This window comes from Pseudomonas fluorescens (assembly GCF_000968015.1).
GTDB classification, from domain to species: Bacteria; Pseudomonadota; Gammaproteobacteria; order Pseudomonadales; family Pseudomonadaceae; genus Aquipseudomonas; species Aquipseudomonas fluorescens_W.
Genome location: NZ_LACH01000002.1, coordinates 16,009 through 40,228 on the forward strand (window position 1 = coordinate 16,009; position 24,220 = coordinate 40,228).

21 protein-coding genes are annotated in these 24,220 nt (G+C 60.1%); 8 read left to right on the forward strand and 13 right to left on the reverse strand.

The window, feature by feature from the left end:
- Nucleotides 1-44: 44 nt before the first annotated feature.
- The 10 genes from trpE to VD17_RS01370 all read right to left on the reverse strand — a co-directional run bounded on the left by trpE (nucleotide 45) and on the right by VD17_RS01370 (nucleotide 12,625).
- Nucleotides 45-1,526, reverse strand: a complete 1,482-nt coding sequence (trpE, locus tag VD17_RS01325) for an anthranilate synthase component I (protein ID WP_046052348.1) — start codon at nucleotides 1,524-1,526, stop codon at nucleotides 45-47.
- Nucleotides 1,527-1,597: 71 nt separating this feature from the next.
- Nucleotides 1,598-2,416: a phosphoglycolate phosphatase gene (locus tag VD17_RS01330; protein WP_046052349.1), complete on the reverse strand. Its 819-nt coding sequence runs from the start codon at nucleotides 2,414-2,416 to the stop codon at nucleotides 1,598-1,600.
- The gene (gene rpe / locus VD17_RS01335; RefSeq protein ID WP_046052350.1) at nucleotides 2,413-3,087 is read right to left on the reverse strand and encodes a ribulose-phosphate 3-epimerase; all 675 of its coding nucleotides are present in this window, start codon (nucleotides 3,085-3,087) and stop codon (nucleotides 2,413-2,415) included. The genes VD17_RS01330 and rpe overlap by 4 nt, the downstream gene beginning before the upstream one ends.
- An 80-nt stretch (nucleotides 3,088-3,167) precedes the next feature.
- Nucleotides 3,168-4,316, reverse strand: a complete 1,149-nt coding sequence (locus VD17_RS01340; protein WP_046052351.1) for an iron-containing alcohol dehydrogenase — start codon at nucleotides 4,314-4,316, stop codon at nucleotides 3,168-3,170.
- Between the two features lie 291 nt (nucleotides 4,317-4,607).
- On the reverse strand, nucleotides 4,608-5,432 hold the full coding sequence (locus VD17_RS01345; RefSeq protein WP_046052352.1) for an ABC transporter permease: 825 nt from the start codon (nucleotides 5,430-5,432) through the stop codon (nucleotides 4,608-4,610).
- 12 nt (nucleotides 5,433-5,444) lie between these two features.
- A complete protein-coding gene (locus VD17_RS01350) occupies nucleotides 5,445-6,692 on the reverse strand; it encodes an ABC transporter permease (RefSeq protein ID WP_046052353.1) in 1,248 nt (415 codons plus the stop codon).
- Between the two features lie 169 nt (nucleotides 6,693-6,861).
- Entirely contained in the window at nucleotides 6,862-7,905 is a 1,044-nt protein-coding gene (locus VD17_RS01355) for an ABC transporter substrate-binding protein (RefSeq protein WP_046052354.1), read from the reverse strand.
- Nucleotides 7,906-7,955: 50 nt separating this feature from the next.
- Nucleotides 7,956-9,080, reverse strand: coding sequence for an ABC transporter ATP-binding protein (locus tag VD17_RS01360; protein ID WP_046052355.1), 1,125 nt, complete (start codon nucleotides 9,078-9,080; stop codon nucleotides 7,956-7,958).
- A gap of 360 nt (nucleotides 9,081-9,440) precedes the next feature.
- Nucleotides 9,441-10,070 carry a response regulator gene (locus tag VD17_RS01365; RefSeq protein ID WP_003210977.1) on the reverse strand — a complete coding sequence of 210 codons (630 nt, stop codon included), beginning with the start codon at nucleotides 10,068-10,070 and terminating at the stop codon, nucleotides 9,441-9,443.
- Nucleotides 10,071-10,228: 158 nt separating this feature from the next.
- A complete protein-coding gene (locus tag VD17_RS01370; protein WP_046052356.1) occupies nucleotides 10,229-12,625 on the reverse strand; it encodes a PAS domain-containing sensor histidine kinase in 2,397 nt (798 codons plus the stop codon).
- A 73-nt stretch (nucleotides 12,626-12,698) separates the two neighbouring features.
- Between VD17_RS01370 and VD17_RS01375 the strand changes: the two genes are divergently transcribed.
- Nucleotides 12,699-13,688 (forward strand): alpha/beta hydrolase family protein, encoded by a 990-nt coding sequence (locus VD17_RS01375; RefSeq protein ID WP_046052357.1) that lies wholly within the window; start codon nucleotides 12,699-12,701, stop codon nucleotides 13,686-13,688.
- 99 nt (nucleotides 13,689-13,787) lie between these two features.
- On the opposite strand, the gene VD17_RS01380 is transcribed toward VD17_RS01375, so the two are convergent.
- From VD17_RS01380 to VD17_RS01390, 3 genes are read right to left on the reverse strand one after another with little or no spacing between them, the layout of a single operon-like run.
- Nucleotides 13,788-14,555 (reverse strand): TerB family tellurite resistance protein, encoded by a 768-nt coding sequence (locus VD17_RS01380; RefSeq protein ID WP_046052358.1) that lies wholly within the window; start codon nucleotides 14,553-14,555, stop codon nucleotides 13,788-13,790.
- Nucleotide 14,556: 1 nt separating this feature from the next.
- The gene (gene murU / locus VD17_RS01385) at nucleotides 14,557-15,228 is read right to left on the reverse strand and encodes an N-acetylmuramate alpha-1-phosphate uridylyltransferase MurU (RefSeq protein ID WP_046052359.1); all 672 of its coding nucleotides are present in this window, start codon (nucleotides 15,226-15,228) and stop codon (nucleotides 14,557-14,559) included.
- Nucleotides 15,225-16,244 carry an aminoglycoside phosphotransferase family protein gene (locus tag VD17_RS01390; RefSeq protein WP_046052360.1) on the reverse strand — a complete coding sequence of 340 codons (1,020 nt, stop codon included), beginning with the start codon at nucleotides 16,242-16,244 and terminating at the stop codon, nucleotides 15,225-15,227. The genes murU and VD17_RS01390 overlap by 4 nt, the downstream gene beginning before the upstream one ends.
- Nucleotides 16,245-16,374: 130 nt before the next feature.
- On the opposite strand from VD17_RS01390, the gene VD17_RS01395 reads away from it, so the two are divergent.
- The 7 genes from VD17_RS01395 to glpE all read left to right on the forward strand — a co-directional run bounded on the left by VD17_RS01395 (nucleotide 16,375) and on the right by glpE (nucleotide 24,035).
- Entirely contained in the window at nucleotides 16,375-19,191 is a 2,817-nt protein-coding gene (locus VD17_RS01395) for an LPS-assembly protein LptD (RefSeq protein ID WP_046052361.1), read from the forward strand.
- Nucleotides 19,172-20,488: a peptidylprolyl isomerase SurA gene (gene surA, locus VD17_RS01400; protein ID WP_046052362.1), complete on the forward strand. Its 1,317-nt coding sequence runs from the start codon at nucleotides 19,172-19,174 to the stop codon at nucleotides 20,486-20,488. The genes VD17_RS01395 and surA overlap by 20 nt, the downstream gene beginning before the upstream one ends.
- The gene (gene pdxA / locus VD17_RS01405; RefSeq protein ID WP_046052363.1) at nucleotides 20,485-21,474 is read left to right on the forward strand and encodes a 4-hydroxythreonine-4-phosphate dehydrogenase PdxA; all 990 of its coding nucleotides are present in this window, start codon (nucleotides 20,485-20,487) and stop codon (nucleotides 21,472-21,474) included. Before surA ends, pdxA begins: the two co-directional genes overlap by 4 nt.
- Nucleotides 21,471-22,289, forward strand: coding sequence for a 16S rRNA (adenine(1518)-N(6)/adenine(1519)-N(6))-dimethyltransferase RsmA (rsmA, locus tag VD17_RS01410; protein WP_046052364.1), 819 nt, complete (start codon nucleotides 21,471-21,473; stop codon nucleotides 22,287-22,289). The genes pdxA and rsmA overlap by 4 nt, the downstream gene beginning before the upstream one ends.
- Nucleotides 22,290-22,410: 121 nt before the next feature.
- Nucleotides 22,411-22,791, forward strand: coding sequence for a Co2+/Mg2+ efflux protein ApaG (apaG, locus tag VD17_RS01415; RefSeq protein WP_046052365.1), 381 nt, complete (start codon nucleotides 22,411-22,413; stop codon nucleotides 22,789-22,791).
- Entirely contained in the window at nucleotides 22,791-23,672 is an 882-nt protein-coding gene (locus VD17_RS01420; protein ID WP_046052366.1) for a symmetrical bis(5'-nucleosyl)-tetraphosphatase, read from the forward strand. The genes apaG and VD17_RS01420 overlap by 1 nt, the downstream gene beginning before the upstream one ends.
- Nucleotides 23,673-23,705: 33 nt before the next feature.
- Nucleotides 23,706-24,035, forward strand: a complete 330-nt coding sequence (gene glpE, locus VD17_RS01425; protein WP_046052367.1) for a thiosulfate sulfurtransferase GlpE — start codon at nucleotides 23,706-23,708, stop codon at nucleotides 24,033-24,035.
- Nucleotides 24,036-24,220: the final 185 nt, after the last annotated feature.

Genomic DNA, 24,220 nt, shown 5'->3' on the forward strand with positions numbered 1-24,220 from the left:
CTTTGTCCGTCAAAGCGACATGTCATACGGGTAACGTTCTGCGGTCAGCTTTCCGGGGTTTGTTCAGCCAGGGCCACCGCACGGAACATCGCGCGGCGCTTGTTCAGGGTTTCTTCCCATTCCAGCGCCGGCACCGAGTCGGCAACGATGCCGCCACCGGCCTGCACGTGCAGTTCGCCGTTCTTGATCACCGCGGTGCGGATCGCGATCGCGGTGTCCATGTTGCCGTTCCAGGCGAAGTAGCCGACGGCGCCGCCGTAGACACCACGCTTGACCGGTTCCAGTTCGTCGATGATTTCCATCGCGCGAATCTTCGGTGCGCCAGACAAGGTGCCCGCCGGCAGAATCGCCCGCAGTGCGTCCATCGCCGTCAGCCCGGCCTTCAATTGACCGGTGACGTTGGAAACGATGTGCATCACGTTGGAATAACGCTCGATCACCATCTTTTCAGTGAGTTTCACCGAACCGATTTCCGAGACCCGACCGGTGTCGTTACGGCCCAGGTCGATCAGCATCAAGTGCTCGGCGATTTCCTTGTCGTCGGACAGCAGGTCTTTTTCCAGTGCCAGGTCGGCCTCTTCGTTGGCCCCGCGTGGGCGAGTGCCGGCGATCGGGCGCACGGTGATCAGGTTGTCTTCGACCCGCACCAGCACTTCCGGCGAACTGCCGACGACGTGGAAGTCGCCGAAGTTGAAGAAGTACATATATGGCGTCGGGTTAAAGCAACGCAGCGCCCGGTACAGATCGATCGGCGCGGCCTTGAAGTCGATCGACATGCGCTGGGACGGCACGACCTGCATGCAGTCACCAGCCAGGATGTATTCCTTGATGGTGTCGACGGCTTTTTCGTAATCGTCCTGGGTGAAGCTCGAACGGAATACCGGGTCAGCAGACTGTTGTTTGCTGAAATCCAGGCCACGGCGCGGCGTGATCGGCTGACGGAGTTTTTCCAGCAACTCTTCCAGACGCGCCTGACCTTGCTCGAAAGCATCGTCCTGCGAGGGATCGGCCAGGACAATCGCGTGCATTTTGCCGGCGAGGTTGTCGAACACGACCACCGCGTCGGACACCATCAGCAGAATGTCCGGCACGCCCAACGGATCCGGGTTCGGGCACTTGCCCAGACGCTTCTCCACATAACGCACGCAGTCGTAACCGAAGTAACCCACCAGGCCGCCATTGAAGCGCGGCAGGCCAGGAATGGTCGGCACGTTGTAGCGAGCTTTGAATGCTTCGACGAAGGCCAGTGGATCTTCGGCGTCGTGGCTTTCGATCTCGATGCCGTCGTGGGTCACGCTGATGTGATGATCGTGAACCCGCAGCACAGTGCGGCACGGCAGGCCGATGATCGAGTAACGCCCCCATTTCTCCCCGCCCTGCACCGATTCCAGCAGGTAGGAGTTGGGCTCGTCGGCCAGCTTCAAGTAGATCGACAGTGGCGTGTCGAAGTCGGCCAGGGTTTCGCAGGCAAGCGGGATGCGGTTATAGCCGGCAGCGGCCAAACGCAGGAATTCTTCGCGGATCATGGGGTAGCCTCGTGGCTTGAGGGTCTAACAGTCAGGTATGCAAACGCGCCGGTATGCCGGCCAGGAACAAGTCAGGCGCGCCAACGCCAGCGGGCCAGGGCCTTGATGACTTTCATCCAGAGTTTGCGAGTGACCACCACGATGGCGTTTCCAGAAGGGGGTTGAACAGCGTCGGGCAACGTTATCTCAGCGGCCGGATCCAGGCAACCGGGAATTAACTTGCGCAGATCGTCGATTACCAGTGCCGGCGACTCTTCGGCAATCGGCCGGCCATGGTTATAGCCATAACTGAGCGCCACACATTTGACCCCCGCCGCTTTTGCCGCCAGCACATCGCTGCGCGAATCGCCGACGAACAAGGATTGCGACGCCGGGATGTTGGTCATTTTCATCACGAAAAACAGCGCTGCCGGGTCCGGCTTTTTCTGTGGCAGGGTGTCGCCGCCGATGATCAAGCGGAAGTAACGACCGATTTTCATCTGATCCAGCAGCGGCGCGACGAAGCGCTCCGGCTTGTTGGTGATCAGCGCCATCTCGACACCCTGCTTGTGCAGCCATTTCAGGGTGTCGCGCACGCCGGGGTAAACCACCGTCAGCTCGTGACCGTCCTCGTAAAAACCGTTGAACAGCTCCAGGGCATACTCGGCCTCGACCTCATCGACACCCTCGGCGTCGATGTGGTTGGCCAAGGCCCGGCGTACCAGCGTGTGCACGCCGTTGCCCACCCAATTACGCACCGATTCGATGCCGGCAGGTTGACGCCCGAGTTTGAGCAGCATGTTATCCACAGCCGCTGCGAGGTCGGGGACCGAATCGACCAGCGTGCCATCCAGATCGAACATCACCAGCCGCGGCAGAGACCCCGGGAACAGCTGCTCAAAGCCACTCATGGACGGGACAGCGCCAGTTCGGAACGCATCTTTTCAATCACCTCTTGGTAGTTCGGTGCATTGAAGATCGCCGAGCCGGCGACGAAGGTGTCGGCGCCAGCAGCGGCGATTTCACGAATGTTGTTCACGTTCACGCCGCCGTCGATTTCCAGGCGGATGTCACGGCCGGAGGCATCGATCAGCGCCCGCGCTTCCCGTAGCTTGTCGAGGGTGCCGGGGATGAACTTCTGCCCGCCGAAGCCCGGGTTGACGCTCATCAGCAGGATCATGTCGACCTTGTCCATCACGTACTTGAGCACGTCCAGCGGGGTCGCCGGGTTGAACACCAGGCCGGACTTGCAGCCACCTTCGCGGATCAGTTGCAGGGAGCGGTCGACGTGCTGCGTGGCTTCCGGGTGAAAAGTGATGTAGGTCGCGCCGGCTTCGATGAAGTCACCGACGATGCGGTCCACCGGGCTGACCATCAGGTGCGCGTCGATCGGCGCAGTCACGCCGTACTTGCGCAGCGCGGCACACACCATCGGGCCGATGGTCAGGTTCGGCACATAGTGGTTGTCCATGACGTCGAAGTGCACGAAGTCGGCGCCAGCGGCCAGGACGTTGTCCACTTCTTCACCCAGGCGGGCGAAGTCGGCGGAGAGAATCGACGGAGCAATTACGAAGGGCTGCATGACGCACCTTTTTTGAGCAAAATCACGATGGCGCGCATTGTATACCTCATGCTTTGACCCGCGCACCGTGGCCGTGATGATCAGTAGGCCGCCCGGTAGATCTTCTCGATATCGACGGCGCTCAATTTGCGCGGATTGTTGCGCATCAGGCGCTCAATTCCCGCCGCTTCCACGGCCATGGCCGGGATGGCGTCTTCGGGAACGCCGAAGCTGCGCAGGCCCGGCGGGATTTCCACCGCAGCGCACAACTCGGTCATCGCCTCTACGGCCTTGTCCGCCGCGGCGTTGGCGCTCAGATGAGCGGTCTTCACCCCCATGGCCTCGGCGATATCTTGCATGCGCTCCACGCAGGCCATTTTGTTCCAGGTCATGACGTACGGCAGCAGCAAGGCATTACTGACGCCATGGGCAATGTTGAAACGACCGCCCAGCGGATACGCCAGCGCGTGCACCGCGCCGACCCCGGCATTACCGAACGCCATACCGGCCATCAGGCTGGCGGTAGCCATGTCTTCGCGGGCCTGGAGATTGGACGGATTGGCGTAAGCCTTCGGCAGCGCCTTGGCGATGAGCTTGATGGCGCCGATGGCCAGCGCGTCGGTAATCGGTGAGGCGTTGAGCGACAGATAGGACTCGATGGCGTGCACCAGCGCATCGACGCCACTGGCGGCGGTAACGCTGCGCGGACAGGTCAGGGTCATTTGCGGGCTGACCAGCGCAACGTCCGGTAATAGATAGTCGCTGACGATGCCTTTCTTCAGCTGCGCGACCTTGTCGGAGAGGATCGCCACGTTAGTGACTTCCGAGCCGGTGCCGGCGGTGGTCGGAATGGCGATCAGCGGCGGGCCTTTGCGCGGCACCTGATCGATGCCGAACAGATCCTCCAGTGCCCCGTGATAACCGGCGTAGGCCGCGACACTTTTAGCGATGTCGATGGCACTGCCGCCGCCCAGGCCGATCAGTCCGTCGTGCCCGCCCTCGCGGTAGGCCCGCATGCAGTCTTCGACGATGGCGATTTCCGGGTCTGGCAACACACGGTCGAAAATTTCGTAGGCTCGGTCGCCCAACTGCGCCAGCGCCAGCTCGACCGTGCCGGACTTGACCAGTGCGGCATCGGTGACGATCAGCGGGTTGTCGATGTCCAGGCGTGTCAGTTCAGCCGCCAGTTGCTCGATGGCACCGGCGCCGGTGATCAGTTTGTGAGCGATTTTGAAAGAGGAAAGACTCATGTGCGCAGCCTCTTATAGATAGGGGAGCTGGGCACAAGAGTAGCTGGGGATTTGGGATTGTCTGCTATTTGGGGGGTGAATGATCGGTTGGTTTGCGGTCAGTTGGATCGACCCCTCACCCTAACCCTCTCCCCAGAGGGTAGAGGGGACTGACCGAGGTGTACTTTCAAGTTACATCGACCTGAAATATCGGGCCGAACTCAGGTTCTGAAAACGCTGGAGATCAGCCCCCTTTCCCCCTCTCCCCACTGGGGAGAGGGTTGGGGTGAGGGGTGGCTCTCCAGTTCGCCACTAAACCTGGGCGGTACGCAGTTTTTCGCTACGCCCACGCAGCCATTCCAGCGTCAGCAGCAGGATCACCGAAAACGCGATAAGCAGCGTCGCGGCGGCAGCAATCGTCGGGCTGAGGTTTTCGCGGATACCGCTGAACATCTGCCGTGGCAATGTCGCTTGTTCGGGACCGGCGAGGAACAGCGTCACCACCACTTCATCGAACGAAGTCGCGAAAGCAAACAGTGCACCGGAGATCACGCCGGGCGCAATCAGCGGCAGTGTCACTCGACGGAACGCCGTCAGCGGCGAAGCCCCCAGGCTTGCAGCAGCACGCACCAGGTTTTGATTGAACCCCTGCAAGGTCGCCGACACGGTAATGATCACAAACGGCACGCCCAACACCGCATGCACCACAATCAGCGAGAAGAAGCTGTTACCCAGACCCAGTGGCGCGAAGAACAGATAGCTCGCCACACCGATGATCACCACCGGAACCACCATCGGCGAAATCACCAGCGCCATCACCAGCGGCTTGCCGGGGAAGTCGCCCCGCGTCAGGCCGATGGCCGCCAGCGTACCGAAGATCATCGCCAGCACCGTCGCCGCCGGAGCAACGATGATGCTGTTCTTCAGCGAACGCATCCACTCGGCCGACGCGAAGAAGTCCTGGTACCAGTGCAGCGAAAAGCCTTGCAACGGGTACACCAGAAAACTCCCTGAGTTGAACGACAGCGGGATGATCACCAGCACTGGCAGGATCAGGAACAACAGGACCAGCCCGCAGAGAATGCGCAAGCTGTAGAACCACACCCGCTCAATGGGCGACATATAAGGACTCAGCATTTCGTTCTCCCTTTAGCTCAGGCGCAGGCGACTGGCGCCCACCAGCCAGCTGTAAATCAGATAAAGCACCACGGTCGCCAACAGCAGCAGCCCACCGAGTGCGGTCGCCATGCCCCAGTTGATGCTGGTGTTGGTGTAGAAGGCGACGAAGTAACTGACCATCTGATCGTTCGGGCTGCCCAGCAACGCCGGGGTGATGTAGTAGCCGATGGCGAGGATGAACACCAACAGGCAACCGGCGCCGACACCGGCATAGGTCTGCGGGAAATACACCCGCCAGAAACTGGCGAACGGGTGGCAGCCGAGGGAAATCGCGGCACGCATGTAGGTCGGCGAAATGCCTTTCATCACGCTGTAGATCGGCAGAATCATGAACGGCAGCAGGATGTGCACCATGGAGATGTAAACCCCGGTGCGGTTGAACACCAGCTCCAGCGGTTTATCGATGATGCCCATCGCCATCAGGCCGCTATTGATCAACCCACCCGATTGCAGCAACACGATCCACGCGGCGACCCGCACCAGAATCGAAGTCCAGAACGGCAGCAGCACCAGGATCATCAGCAAGTTGCTTTGCCGTGACGGCAGGTTCGCCAACAGGTAGGCCAACGGATAAGCCAGCAGCAGGCAGATCACGGTGATGATCAGCCCCATCCAGAACGTCCGGGCGAAGATGTCGAGGTAGATCGCTTGATCAGGCGTGGCCGGGGCGATTTCGCCGAGGTCGTCGATACGGTGATCGACCGCCGCCAGCAAGTAATAAGGCGTGATACTGCTGGTGTTGCGGCGCACGGCTTGCCAGTAGGCCGGGTCGCCCCAGCGCTCGTCGAGACCTTCCAGCGCTTCTTTATAGGAGGCCGGTTCGGTGGCGAACGGCAAGGCACGTGCAGTTTTGGTCAGCAGGCTGCGGTAGCCGGCCAACTCCATGTTCAAGCGCTTGGACAGGTCGCCCAAGGTCTGATTCTTGCGGGCTTCAGCGAGGTCTTCGGTGGTCGCCTTGTAAACCGGTTCAGCGGGCAGGCCTCGGCCATCCCAACTGGCGATAGCTGCCACGGTGCGCGGCATGCCGCCGACCACTTCCGGGTTACCAACGCTTTTGTAGAGCAGCGCCACGATGGGCACCAGGAACACCAGCAACAGAAACAGCACCAACGGCGCGATCAAGGCTTGTGCTTTCCAGCGGTTGACCCGCTCGGCGTGCTTGAGCCGCTGCTTCAAGGTGGGGTCGGTGCCCGCGTTCAGGGGAATGGCGGTGGCCATGGCGTACTCCGGAAATCTTTGATCGTTGCAGAGGCATACAAACAACCTGTGGGAGCGAGCTTGCTCGCGATGGGGGCATTACATTCAACATCAATGTTGACTGACCCACTGCTATCGCGAGCAAGCTCGCTCCCACAAGGATTGCGGTGTTCAAACCACAGGGTATTGCTTACTTCGCAGCCCAGGAATTGAAGCGCTGTTCCAGTTGCTCACCGTTGTCAGCCCAGAAGCTGACGTCGATCTGCACCTGATTGGCGATGTTTTCCGGGGTGGTCGGCATGTCTTTCAGGACATCCTTGGCCAGCAACGGCACGGCTTGGGTATTGGCCGGGCCGTAAGCGATGTTTTCCGAGTAGGTCTTCTGCTGCTGCGGCATCACCGAGTACGCGATGAATTTCTTCGCCGCTTCAGCCCGCGCCTTGTCCAGACCTTTTGGAATGGCCCATGCGTCGAAGTCGTAGATACCGCCATTCCACACGACTTTCAGGTTGCTTTCTTTCTGCACGGCAGCGATCCGGCCGTTGTAGGCCGAGCTCATGACCACGTCGCCGGAGGCGAGGTATTGCGGCGGCTGTGCGCCGGCTTCCCACCACTGAATGCTTGGCTTGAGCTCATCGAGCTTCTTGAACGCGCGGTCCTGACCATCCTTGCCGGCCAGTACTTTGTAGACGTCTTTCGGCGCAACGCCGTCGGCCATCAGAGCGAATTCCAGGGTGTACTTGGCGCCTTTGCGCAGGCCACGTTTGCCCGGGAATTTCTTGGTGTCCCAGAAATCCACCCAGCTGGTCGGTGCGGAAGCCAGTTTGTCGGCGTTGTAGGCCAGCACGGTCGACCACACGAAGAAGCCCACGCCGCATGGCTGGATGGCGCCTTTGACGTAGTCTTCGGACTTGCCGAACAACTTCGGATCAAGCTGCTCGAACATGTCTTCGTCGCAACCACGGGACAGTTCTGGCGATTCAACTTCTACCAGGTCCCAAGACACGCTCTTGGTGTCGACCATGGCTTTGACCTTGGCCATTTCGCCGTTGTACTCGCCCGCCACGATCTTGCCGTTACCTGCCGCTTCCCACGGTGCGTAGAAGGCTTTGACCTGCGCGGCCTTGTTCGCTCCGCCAAAGGACACCACGGTCAGGTCCGGGCCCGCCGCCATTGCGTGTGCCGCACCGATCATGCCCATGACCAAAGCGGTGAATTTCAGGGATCTCAACATTTATTGTTCTCTCCACGTGCAGGGTTGTGTTGTTGAAGCAGGGGGGGCGATCAATGCGCCTCTAGAAGTGGGTCGAGCGCGCGAACGTGTTCGACCTGCCAGCCAAGCGGTACCACGTCGCCGACGGCCAGCGCGGGATCGAGCTCGGCAATCGGTTGTTTCACAAAAAAATCAGTCTTGCCGCAGACTTCCAGGCGAACCCGGACGTGGTCGCCCAGATAGATGAATTCCTCCACCCTCCCCGAGAAGCGGTTGACGCATTGATTGCTTGCGCCGTTGAGGCTAATGCGCTCGGGACGTATCGACAGCGTGACCGGTTCGCCGGTCTTGCCGACGTTGACCGCCAGGGCCTCAACCTTTTCACCGCGCCCCAACTCAACCACGCAACGGTCGCCGGTGTGGCTGTGCAAGCGGCCATTGAGGCGGTTGTTCTCGCCGATGAAGTTGGCGACAAAGGTGTTTTTCGGCTCTTCGTACAGAGTGCGCGGCGGCGCAATCTGCTGGATCTCGCCCTGGTGGAACACGGCCACGCGGTCGGACATGGTCAAGGCTTCGCCCTGATCGTGGGTCACGTAGACCACGGTCACGCCGAGGCGCTGGTGCAGGTGCTTGATCTCCATCTGCATGTGTTCGCGCAGTTGTTTGTCGAGTGCGCCGAGGGGTTCGTCCATCAGCACCAGTTGCGGTTCGAACACCAACGCCCGGGCCAGGGCCACACGCTGCTGCTGACCGCCGGACAGTTGCCCCGGATAACGCTGGGCGAAGGTGTCGAGCTGCACCATGCTCAAGACTTTTTTGACCTTGTCGCTAACATCGCTCTTGCTCAGGCCGCGCACGGTCAGCGGGAATGCCAGGTTCTCGGCAACCGTCATGTGCGGGAACAACGCGTAGTTCTGGAACACCATGCCGATGTCGCGCTTGTGCGGCGGCACGTTGTTGATGGAACGCCCGGCCAGCTGGATTTCGCCTGCGGTCGGTGTTTCGAAACCGGCGAGCATCATCAGGCTGGTGGTTTTGCCGGAGCCGGACGGCCCGAGCAAGGTGAGGAATTCGCCTTTGCGAATCTCCAGGTTGAGGTCTTTGACGATCAGGTTCTCGCCGTCGTAGCTTTTTTGTACTCCACGAAAGCTGACCAGAATATCGCTGGCCCCTGCGCTTGAATCGACCTGGCTCATACCCACACCTTTGTTGTTGATGACTGCTGTGGACTAAGCCTAGTGGACGCTGCTGACCACGCAAATCGGGGCGCAGGAGAGAATGTCCTCAGCAGGATGGAAGGTTGGGGGTAGGGATTGCCCTACAAGGATGGCGGGGATGGATAGGGGCAGCAGCCATCTTGAAGCTGCAAGCCGCAAGAACGGGCAAAAGCGGATTTAAAGGTATGTCGTTATTGGATATGCCCCCCGCCGAGACTCCCAATGAAGCCCCCCTGTGGGAGCGAGCTTGCTCGCGATAGCGGCGGGTCAGTCACAGAAATGTTGAATGTGCTGCCGTCATCGCGAGCAAGCTCGCTCCCACAGGGGACTGCGGTGTTCTTAGAGCAGTTTGTGCTCCATCGCGTACTTCACCAGTTCCGCCAGGGAAGTGATGTTGAGTTTCTGCATCAGCCGCGCCTTGTGGGTGCTGATGGTTTTGCTGCTCAAGGCCAGTTGCTGGGCGATGTCGTTGACGTTGGCGCCCTGGGCCAGGCGTTCGAACACCGAGAACTCGCGCTCGGACAGCAACGAGTGCAGTGGCCGCGAGTCGGTCAGGCCGACTTCGAAGACCATGCGGTCGGCCAGGTCCGGGTCGATGTAGCGCCCGCCCGCCGCGACCTTGCGGATCGCCGTCAGCAGCAGCGCCGGATCACTATCCTTGGTCGCATAACCCGCGGCGCCGACCTTCAACGCACGGGCGGCCATTTGCGCTTCGTCGTGCATCGACAACACCAGAATCGCCGGCGGATTGTTCAGCGCGCGAATCCGCGGAATTGCCTCCAGCCCGTTAACCCCGGGCATGGAGATGTCCAGCAAGACCACTTCGCAGGGAACATGACGCAAGGTCTCGAGCAACTGCTCGCCATTGCTCGCCTCCCCTACCACCAGCAAATCCTTGGCCAGGCCGATCAATTGCTTGATGCCTTCGCGGACGATGGTGTGGTCTTCGGCTACCAGTACACGGATCACAGACTTCTCCATTCTTCTTATTTCAGAGCCAAGATCATTCGCGAGCAAGCCCGCTCCCACATTGGATCATTGGTGTGCACACTCTCTGTGACATCAAGAAGAACTCCTGTGGGAGCGAGCCTGCTCGCGAAGGCGTCAAGTCTAACAACACAAATCCATCAGGCCTGATCCAACGGCACTCGCACGCTCAGGGTCGTGCCTTCACCCGGTTCACTCTCAAGCGACAACTGTCCGCCCATGATCAACACTCGCTCGCGCATGCCGACCACCCCGAAGGATGTTGGCCTACCGGTGGCAGGGATAAATCCTACGCCATCATCGCTGACGGTCAGACACAACTCGTCGCCTTCCAGCGCCAATGTCAGTTCAACAGTATGCGCCTGGGCATGGCGCATGACATTGGTCAACGCTTCCTGAAGGATCCGGAACAGGCCAATCGCCTTGGCATCACTGAGTACCGGCAGGTTCTCCGGCACCTGCACCAGACACGGAATCTGCGTGCGCGCCTCGAATCGGCGGGCCTGCCACTCGATGGCCGAGGCGATCCCGGCGTCGAGAATCGGCGGCCGCAGTGCCGTGGCTACATCGCGAACCAGTTGGAACAGCTGAGCGATCAAGCGCTTCATGCTGTTCAAGCGCTCGTTCAGACCGGGGTCGAGCTGGGCGTAGGCCAATTCGCACATGGAGGTTTCCAGCTTCAGCACGGTGAGCATCTGACCCAGTTCGTCGTGAACTTCCCGGGCGATGCGGGCCTTTTCCTCTTCCCGCACGCTCTCCAGGTGCGCGGACAACTCACGCAACTGCTCGCGAGAGCTGGCCAGTTCCAGTTCGATGCGCTTGCTCTCGCTGATGTCCCAGACGATCCCGTCCCAGACATAGGCGCCGTCTTCGAGTCGACGGGTGATCGCCTTGATCTCGGCCCAGCGTTGTTCGCCGGATCGGGTGAGAATCCGTCCCTGCCACGACCAGTCACTGTCGGTATCCAGCGCATGGTCCTGGGTTTGGTGATAACTGGCCTTGTCGTCCGGGTGTACCAGGCTGCGCAGGCCTTTATCGCGATGGGCCAGGGTGGCCGGTGAGTAACCCACCAGGCTCTCGCTGCCTTCACTGATGTAGGCAAAATCGATCTGCCCCGTCACCGGCGCCCGTTCCAGACGAAAGACCAGTCCTGGAACGTTGGCGGCGATCCCTTGCAGACGCGCCTCGCTTTCTTGCAACGCAGCCAATGCACGACGGCGCTCGGTGACGTCGTTGAGGTAAACCACTAGGTATTCGCTGTCGCGAAATCGCAAAAAGCTCAGCGAAACATCCACCGGCAGGTTGCTGCCATCCGCCCGTACGCAATTGGTTTCGAAACTTTGCGGGCCTTCCTCGCTGGCCCGGGCGCGTTTCCACAGGTTCAGCCAGCGGTCCATGTGCAAGCCGGGCTCGAAGTCGATCAGCGGCCGATCAATGATCCCGCCCGCCGGATAACCCAGCATGGTTTCGGCCGCGCGATTGGCGTAGCGCACATGGCTGTCCCAGTTGACCCAAAGGATGCCGACGGTGCTCTGGTCGATGGAAAACTGGGTGAGGCGCAAGGCTTCTTCGCTGGCGGCACGCAGGGCAATGTCTTCGCGCGCGGCCCGCAAACGATGCTCAAGACTGTGCTGCTGCCGACGCTGCCAGAACACAATGGCCATGCTGCTCAGCATCAGCACTGCCAACAGCAGACAGAGGTTTTGCCAGAACCCAGGGGACTCGGTCAGGCGCGGGTATTTGGGTTGCAGCCATTGGTTGTGCAACGTCTCCAGGTCCTTGGCCGGGATCGCCCGCAAGGCGCTTTCGACGATGCCGGCCAGTTCCGGCCAATCCCGGCGTGTGGCCACTCGCAACAGTTGCGGCAGGCCGATATCGCCGACCACCACCAGCCCGGAGAATTCCGGCTCGGCGGACAAACGCCCCAGCTGCGCTTCGTCGACCACGGCGTAACTAGCCTGCTGACTCAGTAACAGTTGCAGTGCCTGGCGTTCGATCGGTACGCCTTGAAGGTTCAGGTGCGGGTAATTGCTGCGCAGGTAATCGGCGGTGGCGCCGGGCATGCGCACGGCGACGCGGGTCTGGCTGTCGAGTTTTTCCAGTTCGACCACGCCGGTGCTTTTCTGGTCGCTGACCACCAGTTGCGGCACCCGCATATACGGGTCGGAAAACTGCCAGAGCCGCAGACCACCGGGGGTTTGGGTCAGCCCCGGAGCGATGTCGATTTCACCCTCGCGCGCGGCATCTTCCAGCTGCGTCAGGTCGGGAAAGTTGCGCCAGCTCAGCTCGACTTTGAGCGCCTTGGCCAGCCACTTCATCAGCTCGACATTGACCCCGGACAAACGCTGCAAGCGGCGATCGTATTGGGCGTAGGGCACTTGCAACACCAGCCCCACGCGCAATTCGCCATGTTGCGCCAGCCATTGCTGCTGGCCCACGGACAATTGCGCGACGTGCACCGGTGGCGCGGGAGCCGCCCAGCCCATCAAGGGAAACCACAAACAGCCGATAACCCACAGGCAGCGAAAACGCATCATCGAAATCTCACACACTGACAAATACTGACCAACCCATTAGGCTGCCGGAATAACTTCTGGCCTGGAATATCCGATGCCCCCTGTCTACCGCCTGGCACTGCCAGCATTGTGCCTGTCGCTGATCCTGCCTTGCGCCTTTTCTGTCGAGGCCGCCGCCCCGGTACCTGCCGCAACGGAAACACCCGCCGAAGGAAAACCGGTCGAGCGCCAGCCGCTGCTTGAGCGTAGTCAGGAAGAAGCGTCTGCACTCGAACGACAGATCCCGGCTCAGGAACAGCAACAACTGCAAGCGGGCAGCGACACGTTTCTGGCCTTGTGGAAACCGGCCAATACCGCCGAACCCAAAGGCGCGGTGATTATCATCCCGGGCGCTGGCGAAACCGTTGACTGGCCGCAAGCAATAGGTCCATTGCGACGTAAATTGCCGGACGCCGAATGGAGCAGCCTGAGTATCACCTTGCCGGACCTGCAAAGCGATGCCATTGCGCCGCGTATCGTAGAAGTCGCCCCCGCACCAAAAGCCGCTGACACCGGCAGCAAAGACTCGACCACTGCCGCGCCCATCGAACAAGCGGCGGGCGGTGAAGCGGAGGTGGCGGACAAGGCGATCGCCGAAACCACCGAGGAACAGGCCAAAGCCGACGCCGAACGAATCTTTGCACGCATCGACGCCGCGATTGCCTACGCCGAACAGCAAAGCGCTCGCCGCATTGTCGTGCTGGGGCATGGCACCGGCGCTTACTGGGCCGCGCGCTACCTGAGCGAGAAGCAGCCCTCGCAAGTGGAGAAGTTTGTGATGGTCGCCGCTCAGATGCCGGCGAAAGCCAAACCAGAGCTGGCCGAACTGACACCGACCCTGAAGCTGCCCACCGCAGACATCTTCTATATGGACAAGCCGCTGGATCGCAACCTGGCGCTGGAACGCTTGCAAGCCAGCAAACGCTTGAAGACTTCGGGGTTCAGCCAGGTCTCGCTCAAGGCATTGCCGGGTAATTCCAAGGCTGAGCAAGAGCAGCTGTTCCGTCGGGTGCGGGGCTGGTTGAATCCGCAGAACGCGAATTAAGCAAAAGCAAAAGATCGCAGCCTGCGGCAGCTCCTACAGGTGTACGTATAACCTGGTGTAGGAGCTGCCGCAGGCTGCGATCTTTTGATCTTCCGGCCACTACCGAAAATCCCGCCGCTCGCGAATCAATGTGTAGGCGCTATGCAGCTCGCGAGTCTTGTCAGTGGCTTCGCGCACCTGCAGCGCCGTCGCACCGCTGCCGGCGATCTTGTCCGGGTGATGGCGACTCAGCAGGCGTCGATAAGCACGCTTGATCTGCGCCGGCTCGCTGGTCGCCGAAACGCCCAAAAGCCGCAAAGCATCTTGATAGGTCAGCGCGCTGCTGGCCTGTGCAAACTTGTGCTGCTCGTAATCGGCCGACAGCGCCTGCACCTGCCACGACGTCCAGCCCAGCCATTTCCCCCACTGTCTGATCAGCTCTCGCTCAGCGCTACCGGCGCGGCCATCCGCCCAAATCATCCGCCAGCAGGCGCGCAAGACGCCTTCGGCCGCATGGGGCTGAGCGCTCAAGCGGCGCAAATAACCGCGCAACCGATCATCTCCCGACTTGCCGCGATTGAACGCGGCAATGGCCCGACGCTGGGCCGACTCAGTCATTTCCAGAGAACGCATTTCCTGACGGGCCTGCTGGATGTGGCCCTCCACCACCCGTCCATCGCTCTTGGCCAGACGTCCCAACAACACAAACAGCAATTCATCATTGCGCAGCACCGAGCGGCCACCGAGCTTTTCTCGCAAGTGCGCCCAGCTCTGTATGTGCAAGTGCCGATCCAGCGCCTGCCCCAACAAGGCGCCCAGCATGGCCCCCGGAATACTGGCGATGTAAAAGCCCGCTCCGGCTCCAATCAGAGTCCCTGGCCACAGCATCTCAGCGACTCGCTTCTAACAGGGTTTCGACTTCAGCCAGACGTTCGTGAGTGCCAACATCCACCCAATGTCCATTCAAGTGCTCACCGGTGACGCGTCCATCGGCCATGGCCTTGCGCAGCAGCGGTGCAAGCTTGAAGGCGCCGGCGGAGCAACCGTCGAACAGCTGCGGGTGCAGGACCGCGATGCCGCTGTAGGTCAGGGTTGCAGTGTCCGGTTGACCGTCGCGGACTTGCCCGTCGATCAGGCTGAAATCGCCGGTCGGGTGATGAGCAGGGTTGTCCGCCAACACCAAATGCGCCAGCCCGGTGATGGGTTGGTGCAATACGCTGAAGTCGTAGTCGGTCCAGATGTCACCGTTGACCACCATAAAGGCCTCGTCACCCAGCAACGGCAGGGCGCGGAAAATCCCGCCTCCGGTTTCCAGCGGCTCACCTTCCGGCGAGTACTGAATACGTACGCCGTATTGCGAGCCATCGCCCAGGTAGTTTTCGATCAACTGGCCGAGCCAGGCATGGTTGATCACCACCTCGGTGAACCCCGCCACCGCCAAGGCTTTCAAGTGATACTCAATCAACGGAATACCGCCCGCGCGAACCAGCGGTTTCGGCGTGGTCAGGGTCAGCGGGCGCATGCGCTCGCCTTTCCCTGCCGCCAGAATCATTGCCTTCATGCATTCGCTCCAGCACGCAGACTCAGCAGCAACACATCCAGCTCGGCCAGTTCAGGACGGCGAGCGATCACGGCGTCTATATAAGCAAAGAAGCGCGGTACATCGCCGAGATAGCGTGGCTTGCCGTCGCGGTGGCAGATGCGGGCAAAGATGCCGATCACTTTCAGGTGCCGCTGCACGCCCATCAGGTCGCTGGCACGCAGGAAATCTTCGAAGTCGGGCTGAACCGGGATCCCGAGATCGCCCGCTTGCTGCCAGTAAGCTTCCAGCCAACCTCGTACACGCTCCTCGGGCCAGCTGAGGAATGCGTCCTTGAACAGGCAGGTCACGTCGTAGGTCACGGGACCATAGACTGCGTCCTGGAAATCCAGCACACCGGGATTGGGCTCGCTGAGCATCAGGTTGCGCGGCATGTAATCGCGGTGCACCAACACTTTAGGCTGGGCCAGTGCGCTGTCGATCAATAGCTCAGTCACGTTCTGCCAAAGCATTTGCTGCGCCGAGTCGAACTCGATGCCCAACTCGCGCTTCACGTACCACTCGGGGAACAATTCCAGCTCGCGACGCAGCAGCGCCACGTCATAACCTGGCAGCGGTGCAACCATCGGCAACTGCTGAAAAGCCAGCAGCGCTTGCAGGGCATCCTTGAACAAATCGTCGGCATTTTCGCTGTCGATCACGTCCAGGTAAGTCTTGTTGCCCAGGTCATTGAGCAAAAGAAAACCACGTTCGAGGTCTTCGGCATAAATTTTCGGAACATTTATTCCTGATTTCGCCAGCAAAAAAGCGATATCCACGAAGGGTTTACAGTTTTCCTGGGGCGGTGGCGCGTCCATCACGACGAAGCTTCTGCCCTCGCCTTCCCAGCGGAAATAACGTCGAAAACTCGCATCGCTACTGGCCGCGGTCAACGTGGCCGGGGGTACGGCACCCCAACCCTGTTCTGCAAAGAGGGCAGCCAATTGCTCATCGAGCCAAACTTTCAGGTGTTGCAAACGTACATCTTGGTCAGGCATTGCAAGGGTCTCCGACGGCGCTAGCCGTCAAGCGGGTCATGCTTTATTATCCAGCATCTTTTTCAGACCATCGAGAGGCGTGCGGCCCACACCGCGGGCAGATGGCACGCAGGAAGCCCGGACTAATAAGATGGCATTGAAATCCCCCGCGTTTCGTAAAAAATTTCCGTTGTTGGTTACCGGCAGTCTGCTGGCCCTGCAACCTCTAGCCACTTCGTTCGTGGTCGCTGCGGAACAGTATGACTGCTCAGTCTCTGCTTCGGGGGCCTGGAACTGTGCGCCAAAATCTCCAGCAGCTGCGCTGCCACCTCGCCCCGTCCATGACGGCAGTGCGGCGGTAAGCACGAGCGGCGAGACTCCGGCTGACAGCGGTTCAAGTCAAGACACCGGTGCCAAGCCTGTGCTGGTGACCGAATCCAAGGGCCGCGGCCTGAAGTCGCGTAGCGAAGACTACAGTCACCTCGATTGGGTTCCGCGCGAGAAGCTCACTGCAGCGCAATTGGCCGAAACCGGTCCTTACTGCTCTGGTTCCTATATCGAACCGATTCGTCCTGGCATGAATGACAAGACGAATAAAAGTGACGCTCCGACCTTTCTCGGCGCCAAAGCCTCTCGCTATAAGCAGGATGAGCAGGTCGCGACCCTGGCCGGTGACGTAGTCATGCGTCAGGGCAGCATGCAGGTCGAAGCCGACGAAGCGAATCTTTACCAGGCCGAGAGCCGTGGCGAACTGAGCGGCAACGTCCGTGTTCGCGACAACGGCGCGCTGATCGTGGGCGACCACGCCGACGTGCAGCTCGACACCGGTGAAACCAAGGTCGACAACGCCGAATACGTGATGCACAAATCCCGTATCCGCGGTAATGCGCTGTATGCCAAACGTGCCGAGAACGCGATCATCCGCCTCAAGGATGGTACGTACACCACGTGCGAACCGAACAGCAACGCCTGGCAGCTCAAGGGCAACAACATCACCTTGAACCCGGCCACCGGTTTCGGTACCGCGACCAACGTGACGCTGCGGGTCAAGGACATTCCGATTCTGTACACGCCGTACATCTATTTCCCGATCGATGACCGTCGCCAGTCCGGCTTCCTGCCGCCGACTATCGGCACCGGCAGCAAAACCGGCTTCATGCTGGTCACACCGTATTACTTCAACCTGGCACCGAACTACGATGCCACGTTGTATCCGCGCTACATGGCCAAGCACGGGCTGTTGATGGAAGGCGAATTCCGTTACCTGACCCCGTCCAGCGAAGGTCAGTTCGGCGCCGCGTACCTCAACGACGAAGACACTGATCGCAGCAAGCAGACCGACTACCAGAAAAACCGCTACATGTATAACTGGCAGCACAAGGGTGGTCTCGACTCGCGCGTCTTCACGCAAGTCGACTACACCAAGATCAGCGATCCTTACTACTTCCAGGATCTGCAAACTGATCAGATCGGTGTAAAAAGAGCCGATTACGTGAACCAGCAGGGCTCGGTCACCTATCGTGGCGACAGCTACACTGCCCGTCTCAACGCCCAGGCTTACCAGCTGGCGACCGTTTCCAACATCACGCCGTATAATCGTTTGCCGCAGATCACCTTCGACGGTGCGCTGCCGGAGCATCCGGGCGGACTGGATTTCGCTTACAACACTGAAATCGTGCGGTTTGATCGTGACCTGGAAAATGGCACCTTCACTGATGAAGACGGCAATGTCAGTCCACGTCTGGACACCAACGTTCAAGGCCTGGCGCGCGCTACCGGTGATCGTCTGAACGTCGCCCCGGTTATCAGCTATCCGATGAATGCCAGCTATGGTTTCCTGAAGCCATCGCTCAAGTACCAGTACACGCAGTACCAACTGGACCTGGACAGTATCGGCAAAAACCAGATCGTGGCTCAAGATCAAGCCGCAGCTGCAGCCGGGACTGAAAATATCAATGGTCATTTCGGCAGCAACCAGAGCCGCGGCGTTCCGATCGCCAGCATCGACAGCGGCCTGTACTTCGATCGCAACACCCAATGGTTCGGTAAAAACTATCGCCAGACACTTGAGCCGCGCCTGTACTACCTCTATGTCCCCGAAAAGGATCAGGAAGACATTCCTGTTTTCGACACCGGCGAATACACCTTCAACTACGCGTCGCTGTTCCGTGACAACCGCTTCTCCGGCTCCGACCGCGTCGGCGACGAGAACAAACTGTCTCTGGGCATTACCAACCGCTGGATCGAAGACAACGGCTTCGAACGCCAACGCATCAGTGTCGGCCAGGCCTTGTACTTCAAGGACCGCGAAGTCCAGTTGCCGGGGATCGACGCGAAAACCCGCGACGACGCACACGCCAACGTTTCGCCCTATGCGCTGGAATACGAATACCGCTGGAACCGTGATTGGCGCACCACGGCCGATTACAACTGGGACCCGGACAGCCGTAGCCCTCGCTCGGGCAGCGCGATGTTCCACTACCAGCCTGAAGACAACCCGAACAAGGTCATCAACGCCGGCTATCGCTATCGAAATGACCAGGTCCGTTACGACCAGAACACCGGTAAATGGTCGGTGGGCGGTGGTGACTATGGCACCCCGGGCCAACCTGGCTTCGTGAAGGACTACTACAAGATCAAGCAGCACGATTTCTCGGTGATCTGGCCGATCGTGCCGCAGTGGAACGCCATCAGCCGCTGGCAGTATGACTACAACCGTAACCGTACCCTGGAAGCTTTCGGTGGTTTCGAGTACGACAACTGCTGCTGGAAACTGCGTTTGATCAACCGCTATTTCGTCGGCTACCACGAATTTAGCCAGGACGCCCCGCAAAACGAAAAAGGCGACCACGGCATCTTCCTACAAATCGTTCTGAAAGGTCTCGGCGGCCTCACCGGCGCCAAAGTAGAGAGCTTCCTCGACAAAGGCATCCAAGGTTATCGTGAACGTGAAGACCAAGCTTTCTGATTGTCTGCGCCCGCTAGTGTTGGGCGCGTTGTTCCTGGGTACCGCGGCGAACGCCGCGGTACAATCCATCGATAAAGTGGTGGCCATTGTCGATAACGACGTGGTCATGCAGAGCCAACTGGACCAACGTGTTCATGAAGTTCAGCAAACCATCGCCAAGCGCGGTACTGCCGTACCACCGGCCAACGTGCTGAATCAGCAGGTACTTGAACGTCTGATCGTCGAAAACCTGCAACTGCAGATCGGCGAGCGTTCCGGCATCCGCATTACCGATGAAGAACTGAACCAGGCTGTCGGCACCATTGCCCAGCGCAATAACATGTCGATTGAACAATTTCGCACCGCCCTGACTCGCGACGGTCTGTCTTACGACGACGCCCGCGACCAGATTCGCCGCGAGATGGTCATCAGCCGTGTGCGTCAGCGTCGTGTGGCCGAGCGTATCCAGGTGTCCGAACAGGAAGTGAAGAACTTCCTCGCTTCCGACCTTGGCAAAATGCAGTTGTCCGAAGAATTCCGCCTGGCCAACATCCTGATCCCTACACCGGAAAGCGCCAACTCCGACGCGATTCAGAGTGCGGCCAAACAAGCGGATGCGGTCTACCAGCAGCTCAAGCAAGGCGCTGACTTCGGTCAGTTGGCAATCGCCAAATCCGCCAGCGAAACCGCACTGGAAGGTGGCGACATGGGCTGGCGTAAAGCCGGTCAACTGCCACCTCCGTTCGATCGCATGCTGAGCACCATGACCGTTGGTGACATTACCCAGCCAATGCGCACGCCGGGCGGCTTCATCATCCTGAAGATCCTCGACAAGCGTGGTGGCGAAACCCAGACACGCGATGAAGTGCACGTGCGTCATATCCTGGTCAAGCCGAGCCCGATCCGCGACGAAGCAAAAACCAAGGCGCTGGCTGAGTCGCTCTACACCCGTATCGAAGCGGGCGAAGATTTCGGCGAACTGGCGAAAAGCTTCTCGGAAGATCCGGGTTCCGCCCTCAACGGTGGCGACCTGAACTGGATCGACCCGAATGCATTGGTGCCTGAATTCCGCGAAGTGATGGCCAAGACCCCGCAAGGTCAGCTGTCCAAGCCGTTCCAGACCCAATATGGCTGGCACGTTCTGGAAGTCCTTGGCCGTCGCGCCACTGACAGCACCACCCAGGCCCGCGAGCAGCAAGCAATGACCGTATTGCGTAACCGCAAATATGACGAAGAGCTGCAAACCTGGCTGCGTCAGATCCGTGACGAAGCGTACGTAGAGATCAAACTCCCTGGTGCAGACCAGGCAGCACAGTGAAACCCAAACGTTTCGCGCTGACACCCGGCGAACCGGCCGGCATAGGTCCTGACCTGTGCCTGCTGCTCGCCTCGCAAGCCCAGCCACATCCCCTGATTGCCATTACCAGCCGCGACCTGCTCCTTGAGCGGGCCGTGCAGCTGGGCGTGGTTGTCGATTTGCTGCCGGTTACCCCGGACAACTGGCCGGATGTACCCGCGCCAGCCAACAGCCTGTATGTCTGGGATACACCGCTCAACGCCAAGGTCACCGCCGGGCAACTGGACAAGGCCAACGCGGCTTTCGTCCTCGAAACCCTGACCCGAGCGGGCCAAGGCTGCCTGGACGGGCATTTTGCCGGCATGATCACAGCCCCTGTGCACAAGGGCGTGATTAATGAATCCGGGATCGCCTTTTCCGGTCACACAGAATTTCTCGCCGACCTGACCCATACCGCACAAGTGGTGATGATGCTTGCCACTCGCGGATTGCGCGTGGCGCTGGTCACCACTCACCTGCCTCTTCGCGAGATTGCCGATGCGATCACACCGGAGCGCCTGGAACGGGTCACGCGAATTCTGCACGCCGATCTACAAGAAAAATTCGGCATTGCCCAGCCACGCATCCTCGTGTGTGGGCTCAACCCCCATGCCGGCGAAGGCGGACACCTGGGCCATGAAGAAATCGACATCATCGAACCTACATTAGAGCGCCTGCGCGGCGAAGGAATGGACCTTCGTGGCCCCCTGCCCGCCGACACTCTGTTTACCCCCAAGTATCTGGAGCACTGCGATGCAGTGCTGGCGATGTACCACGACCAGGGCCTGCCTGTGCTGAAGTACAAAGGCTTCGGCGCGGCAGTCAACGTGACCCTCGGCTTGCCGATCATCCGCACATCGGTCGACCACGGCACTGCCCTGGACCTGGCCGGCAGCGGCAAAATCGATACCGGCAGCCTGCAAGTCGCCCTGGAAACCGCCTACCAGATGGCCGAGACCCGTTTATGACCGAGCATTACCAACACCGGGCGCGCAAGCGCTTCGGCCAGAACTTCCTGCACGATGCCGGCGTTATCGACCGCATCCTGCGCGCCATCCACGCCAAGCCCGAAGACCGTCTGCTGGAAATCGGCCCAGGCCAGGGTGCGCTGACTCAAGGCCTGCTTAACAGCGGCGCCCAGCTGGACGTGGTGGAACTGGACAAGGATCTGATCCCGATCCTCAACCAGCAATTTGCCAGCAAGAGCAATTTCAACCTGCATCAGGGCGACGCGCTGAAGTTCGACTTCACCAGCCTGAACGCAGCGCCGAACAGCCTGCGGGTGGTCGGCAACCTGCCGTACAACATCTCTACGCCGCTGATTTTTCACCTGCTGCATAACGCCAGTCTGATTCGCGACATGCATTTCATGCTGCAAAAGGAAGTGGTCGAGCGCCTGGCAGCAGGCCCTGGTGGCGGTGACTGGGGTCGCTTGTCGATCATGGTTCAGTATCACTGCCGGGTTGAGCACCTGTTCAACGTTGGCCCGGGCGCGTTCAATCCGCCGCCCAAAGTCGATTCGGCCATCGTGCGCCTGGTGCCTCACGCGGTGCTGCCGCACCCGGCCAAGGATCACAAGCTGTTGGAGCGTGTCGTGCGCGAAGCCTTCAACCAGCGCCGCAAGACCCTGCGCAACACCCTCAAGCTGCTGCTGAGCAACGCTGAAATCGAAGCCGCTGGCGTTGATGGCAGCCTGCGCCCCGAACAGCTCGATCTGGCCGCCTTCGTGCGCCTGGCCGACAAGCTCAGCGAACAAGTCCTACAGGCGCCCGCCGCCGACTGACAGGCAATGAGCGTTATCGGGTGGGACACCAGCCTTCATGTCTGGTTTACTACCCGATACTTGGCCTAGACTGAGTTCTATCAGCTACGCCCCGCGTTCCGCTTCGTTTAAGGCCTCTTGCATGTCCGATCCTCGTTACCAGGTCGACGTCAGCGTCGTCACCCGTTATCTGGCAGAACAATCGCAACCCGAGCAAAACCGCTTTGCCTTCGCCTACACCATTACCGTGCACAATAATGGCGAGCTACCGGCCAAACTATTGTCGCGGCATTGGGTGATCACCGACGGTGACGGGCATGTCGAAGAGGTTCGCGGTGCGGGCGTTGTTGGCCAGCAACCGTTGATCGACGTGGGCGAAAGCCACACCTACAGCAGCGGCACCGTCATGACCTCCAAGGTCGGCACGATGCAGGGCACTTATGAAATGGTGGCCGACGACGGCAAACACTTCGACGCCATCATCGCCCCATTCCGCCTGGCGGTGCCCGGAGCCCTGCACTGATGGCAACGTACGCCGTCGGCGATCTGCAAGGCTGCCTTCAAGCATTGCAATGCCTGCTCAAGCAAGTCGCCTTCGACCCGACACGGGATCGTCTGTGGCTGGTCGGCGATCTGGTCAACCGTGGCCCGCAATCCCTGGACACCTTGCGCTTCCTCTATAGCATCCGCGAATCGCTGGTGTGCGTTCTCGGCAACCATGACCTGCACTTGCTGGCCGCCGGGGAAAACATCGAACGCCTGAAGAAGTCCGACACCCTGCTCGAGATTCTCGCAGCACCCGATTGTGCGGAACTGCTGGAGTGGCTGCGTCAGCAAAAGCTCATGCACTACGACGAACAGCGCGATGTTGCCCTGGTACATGCCGGCATTCCGCCCCAGTGGTCACTGCGCAAGGCCTTGAAGCATGCCGCCGAAGTCGAGACGGCATTGCGCGATGACAACCTGTTACCGCCCTACCTCGATGGCATGTACGGCAACGATCCGGCGAAATGGGACAGCGACCTCAAAGGCGTGACACGCCTGCGGGTGATCACCAACTATTTTACCCGCATGCGGTTTTGTACCGCCGAGGGCAAGCTTGACCTCAAAAGCAAGGAAGGCCTCGACAATGCGCCACCGGGCTACAAACCCTGGTTTCAGCACAAAGAGCGCAAGACCAAGGGCCTGAAGATCATCTTCGGCCACTGGGCCGCTCTGGAAGGCCAATGCAATGAGCCGGGCATCTCGGCCCTCGACACCGGTTGTGTCTGGGGTGGCGCCCTGACCCTCATGAATGTCGACAGCGGTGAACGCCTGTCTTGCAAATGCGACGAGCATGGCCTTGCCCTGCCGCCAGTCGCCGAACTTATCCCCGAACCATCGTCAGCAAGCGCCCCGCGCTAGACTGCGCTTTCAGCCGAGCCACAGGAGCCCGCCATGAGCGAATTCAAACGTATCCCCCCAGAACAGGCACAGGCCCTGCGCGAACAAGGCGCGGTGGTGGTCGATGTTCGCGACCCAGCGACCTTCGCCGCACTGCACATCGCCGGCTCGAAGCATGTGGATAACCACTCCATTTCGGATTTCATCCGCGCTGCCGACCTCGACGCACCGACAGTGGTGGTCTGCTACCACGGCAATTCCAGTCAGAGCGCCGCTGCGTACCTCATTAGTCAGGGCTTCTCCGACGTCTACAGCATGGATGGCGGTTTTGAGCTGTGGCGTACGACTTATCCTTCGGAAACGGCGCAAGGCACTTCCGAATAATTTTTTTGTAACGCGCAAGCCCCGGCCCCCGCGGGCTCGCGCGGTGGCAGACGAACGGTCTGCCACAACTAATTACGTATCTCGCCTTTACCTCCCGAATTCCCAACTATCCTTAAGCGCAGGCCATCCAAAACAGGGGAGAGCCGGTACACCGGCGCGCGGGTCATCGGGAGTAGCTTTCGGGG

What these genes read in the sequence shown, in the direction of transcription:
- trpE (WP_046052348.1), bottom strand. Translation starts at nt 1,526, where the DNA reads ATGATCCGCGAAGAATTCCTGCGTTTGGCCGCTGCCGGCTATAACCGC.
- VD17_RS01330 (WP_046052349.1), bottom strand. Translation starts at nt 2,416, where the DNA reads ATGAGTGGCTTTGAGCAGCTGTTCCCGGGGTCTCTGCCGCGGCTGGTG.
- rpe (WP_046052350.1), bottom strand. Translation starts at nt 3,087, where the DNA reads ATGCAGCCCTTCGTAATTGCTCCGTCGATTCTCTCCGCCGACTTCGCC.
- VD17_RS01340 (WP_046052351.1), bottom strand. Translation starts at nt 4,316, where the DNA reads ATGAGTCTTTCCTCTTTCAAAATCGCTCACAAACTGATCACCGGCGCC.
- VD17_RS01345 (WP_046052352.1), bottom strand. Translation starts at nt 5,432, where the DNA reads ATGCTGAGTCCTTATATGTCGCCCATTGAGCGGGTGTGGTTCTACAGC.
- VD17_RS01350 (WP_046052353.1), bottom strand. Translation starts at nt 6,692, where the DNA reads ATGGCCACCGCCATTCCCCTGAACGCGGGCACCGACCCCACCTTGAAG.
- VD17_RS01355 (WP_046052354.1), bottom strand. Translation starts at nt 7,905, where the DNA reads ATGTTGAGATCCCTGAAATTCACCGCTTTGGTCATGGGCATGATCGGT.
- VD17_RS01360 (WP_046052355.1), bottom strand. Translation starts at nt 9,080, where the DNA reads ATGAGCCAGGTCGATTCAAGCGCAGGGGCCAGCGATATTCTGGTCAGC.
- VD17_RS01370 (WP_046052356.1), bottom strand. Translation starts at nt 12,625, where the DNA reads ATGATGCGTTTTCGCTGCCTGTGGGTTATCGGCTGTTTGTGGTTTCCC.
- VD17_RS01375 (WP_046052357.1), top strand. Translation starts at nt 12,699, where the DNA reads ATGCCCCCTGTCTACCGCCTGGCACTGCCAGCATTGTGCCTGTCGCTG.
- VD17_RS01380 (WP_046052358.1), bottom strand. Translation starts at nt 14,555, where the DNA reads ATGCTGTGGCCAGGGACTCTGATTGGAGCCGGAGCGGGCTTTTACATC.
- murU (WP_046052359.1), bottom strand. Translation starts at nt 15,228, where the DNA reads ATGAAGGCAATGATTCTGGCGGCAGGGAAAGGCGAGCGCATGCGCCCG.
- VD17_RS01390 (WP_046052360.1), bottom strand. Translation starts at nt 16,244, where the DNA reads ATGCCTGACCAAGATGTACGTTTGCAACACCTGAAAGTTTGGCTCGAT.
- VD17_RS01395 (WP_046052361.1), top strand. Translation starts at nt 16,375, where the DNA reads ATGGCATTGAAATCCCCCGCGTTTCGTAAAAAATTTCCGTTGTTGGTT.
- rsmA (WP_046052364.1), top strand. Translation starts at nt 21,471, where the DNA reads ATGACCGAGCATTACCAACACCGGGCGCGCAAGCGCTTCGGCCAGAAC.
- apaG (WP_046052365.1), top strand. Translation starts at nt 22,411, where the DNA reads ATGTCCGATCCTCGTTACCAGGTCGACGTCAGCGTCGTCACCCGTTAT.
- VD17_RS01420 (WP_046052366.1), top strand. Translation starts at nt 22,791, where the DNA reads ATGGCAACGTACGCCGTCGGCGATCTGCAAGGCTGCCTTCAAGCATTG.
- glpE (WP_046052367.1), top strand. Translation starts at nt 23,706, where the DNA reads ATGAGCGAATTCAAACGTATCCCCCCAGAACAGGCACAGGCCCTGCGC.